Here is a 2484-nt window from a genome sequence, read left to right on the forward strand (position 1 = left end):
TTTCAAAATAAAATTGCTTAAAATCGTTGATAACACTTGACTTAGAGTAGAAAAAGCTAATGGATTAAAAAGAGGAGAAAAATAAAATATTGCCCAAAATGTGGTTCAAAAATCGATGCCAATGATAAGTTTTGTGATCAATGTGGTACTAATTTAAGCGATCAAAATAAATCTAGGATAAAACCGATTATTGGGAGCGAAAAGCAAAAGGAAAATAGTAGAATTCGACGTAATTGCTTAATAATTGCAACTTGTACAATAGTACTTGCCGCTGGTGGAGTCGTGTTCTTTACTTTACAAAGCTAGAATAGTAATTATGCTAATTCTATTCCTTTTGTTGGACATAAAAAAGGAGAGGCTGTTGATCACGCTGCTGAATCAATAGGCTATAATAGCGATAAAATGACGGCACATGATACGGCTGGATTCACTATTGCATTTGCTCATATGAATTTCCAAGATAATCCCGATTGGGAAAAAGCGTTTGATAACGCGCAAAATGGTGATTTAAATATTACTTCATATCCTGAATATGATTTTGGTGATTATAATGTAAAAGCTCCTGCACAAGGAGCAGTATATGTAGTAACGCCAGAGGTCGGTTATGTAGTATCTGATATAAATCACCCTCAGAGGGCACAAATTACTTTTGTAGATAGTAAAAAGGGCGCTACACAACCTGTATATTTTCGTGCTTTAGCTAAAAAAGTAGCACATAGCTCATGTAAAAAAGATGTACAAAATATTGGTAAAAAGGTAAAAGTTTCTGTGCAAAAAAAGAATAATAGACAATCATCAGATAAAAATACCAAAAGTGGTACAGAAGATACTAGTAAGTTATCGTGGAATGATTCCAAAGAAGAAAAATTATCTGATTTTATGAGTGATTTTGGCGATAAGATGGACCAGGATTGTGATGAATATACTGGTGATGAGCATCTAAAGACTAGAGCTAGCGAGGAGTATCCAGATATTTTTAAGATGGAAAAATGAAACTAGTTGATGATAGTGACAAAGATGCTGATGAAAGCGAAAGTATCGATATCGGATGGGATCCAGAATTAAAGAAAAAATATGATTATCAGGTAGTTTCGATCTTTAATTATAATGATGACGATGCTGAACAACATATAACGTATCTATTCTGTGTTCATGATAATCAACCTATTGTGTTAGTTGATCAAACGACCAATGGAAATTATATTGCTGTTAAAGAAACAGCTAATAAAGATGTTAAAAGCGGTTTTGCGGATATTATCAATGGCGACGATACAGATAATGATTGATTAATCTGGTCATCATTTTAATCTGCAAATCTGCAGAAAACGAGCAAAATTTTAAAGAATGTTTTAAAATATATTTAATTATAATCTTTGGAGGAGGTATAGAAAGTATGAAAGTAAGAAAAGCGATTATCCCTGCAGCAGGATTAGGCACTAGATTTTTGCCAGCAACTAAGGCATTGCCTAAGGAAATGTTGCCAATTGTTGACAAGCCAACCATTCAATTTATCGTTGAAGAAGCAAAGGCTTCAGGAATCGAAGATATTTTGATCGTTACTGGTAAAAATAAGCGTGCGATTGAAAACCACTTTGACTCTAATCCCGAATTGGAGCAAGACTTGGAAAAGACCGGTAAGTCTGGTTTGCTTAAGTTAACCCAAGAAATTACTGATTTGGGTGTGAACTTGTACTACACTCGTCAACCACACCCAGCTGGCTTGGGGGATGCAGTCTACCGCGCACGTAGCTTCGTAGCTGGTGAACCATTCGTGATTATGCTTGGCGACGACTTGATGAAGGACAAGGTGCCTTTGACTAAGCAATTGATCAACGATTACGACAAGACTCACGCATCAACCATTGCCGTTATGAAGGTGCCACACAAGGAAGTTTCCAAGTATGGTGTAATTGCTCCAGATGGCAATATTGCACCTGATTTATACAATGTTAAAAACTTTGTGGAAAAGCCAGCTGTTGACAAGGCTCCAAGTGACTTGGCAATTATCGGCCGTTACTTGTTGACACCTGAAATTTTCGACATTTTGGAACACCAAAAGCCAGGTCGTGGCGGCGAAATTCAATTAACTGACGCCATTGATACCATGAACAAGACTCAACGTGTATTTGCCCATGTATTTAAGGGCGAACGCTTTGATGTGGGTAATAAGGAAGGTTACCTTGAAACTTCTATTCAATATGGTTTAACTCACCCAGAGACACGCGATGCACTTCGTAAGTACATCAAGGAATTAGGTAAGAAATTATAAAAATAAACTAGCTATTGTAGAATAAGCTAAGGTATTATTAAAACCAGCGTAAAGTTAACGCTGGTTTTTCTGTTAGTTATTGGGGAAGAAAATGAAAAAGAAGATCACAGTTGGCTTATTTGTGGCCTATATTTTGTTTTGCGGCTTTCTTTTCATTAAATGCTAACTTCCCAGAGCAATCAAACTCAAGTCCTCTGAGAAAGTGCCCTAAACCC

At 36.4% G+C, this 2484-nt stretch carries 4 protein-coding genes; all 4 read left to right on the forward strand.

Annotation, left to right across the window (positions count from 1 at the left end; genetic code table 11):
• Positions 1-81: 81 nt before the first annotated feature.
• The 4 genes from CP368_RS11095 to galU all read left to right on the forward strand — a co-directional run bounded on the left by CP368_RS11095 (position 82) and on the right by galU (position 2269).
• The gene (locus CP368_RS11095; RefSeq protein WP_369822655.1) at positions 82-306 is read left to right on the forward strand and encodes a zinc-ribbon domain-containing protein; all 225 of its coding nucleotides are present in this window, start codon (positions 82-84) and stop codon (positions 304-306) included.
• Positions 307-447: 141 nt separating this feature from the next.
• On the forward strand, positions 448-993 hold the full coding sequence (locus tag CP368_RS11005) for a DUF4767 domain-containing protein (RefSeq protein WP_255405116.1): 546 nt from the start codon (positions 448-450) through the stop codon (positions 991-993).
• Entirely contained in the window at positions 990-1286 is a 297-nt protein-coding gene (locus tag CP368_RS09645) for a DUF4767 domain-containing protein (RefSeq protein WP_098046036.1), read from the forward strand. The genes CP368_RS11005 and CP368_RS09645 overlap by 4 nt, the downstream gene beginning before the upstream one ends.
• 107 nt (positions 1287-1393) lie before the next feature.
• Complete coding sequence (gene galU / locus CP368_RS09650; protein WP_087176325.1) at positions 1394-2269, forward strand: UTP--glucose-1-phosphate uridylyltransferase GalU; 876 nt, start codon at positions 1394-1396, stop codon at positions 2267-2269.
• Positions 2270-2484 lie beyond the last annotated feature (215 nt).

It is taken from the genome of Lactobacillus sp. UMNPBX17, from assembly GCF_002553735.1.
Lineage (GTDB): Bacteria > Bacillota > Bacilli > Lactobacillales > Lactobacillaceae > Lactobacillus > Lactobacillus gallinarum.

Bases quoted from the DNA above. Each gene is read 5' to 3' on its own strand.
- CP368_RS11005 (WP_255405116.1), top strand. From the start codon at position 448: ATGAATTTCCAAGATAATCCCGATTGGGAAAAAGCGTTTGATAACGCG.
- galU (WP_087176325.1), top strand. From the start codon at position 1,394: ATGAAAGTAAGAAAAGCGATTATCCCTGCAGCAGGATTAGGCACTAGA.
- CP368_RS09645 (WP_098046036.1), top strand. From the start codon at position 990: ATGAAACTAGTTGATGATAGTGACAAAGATGCTGATGAAAGCGAAAGT.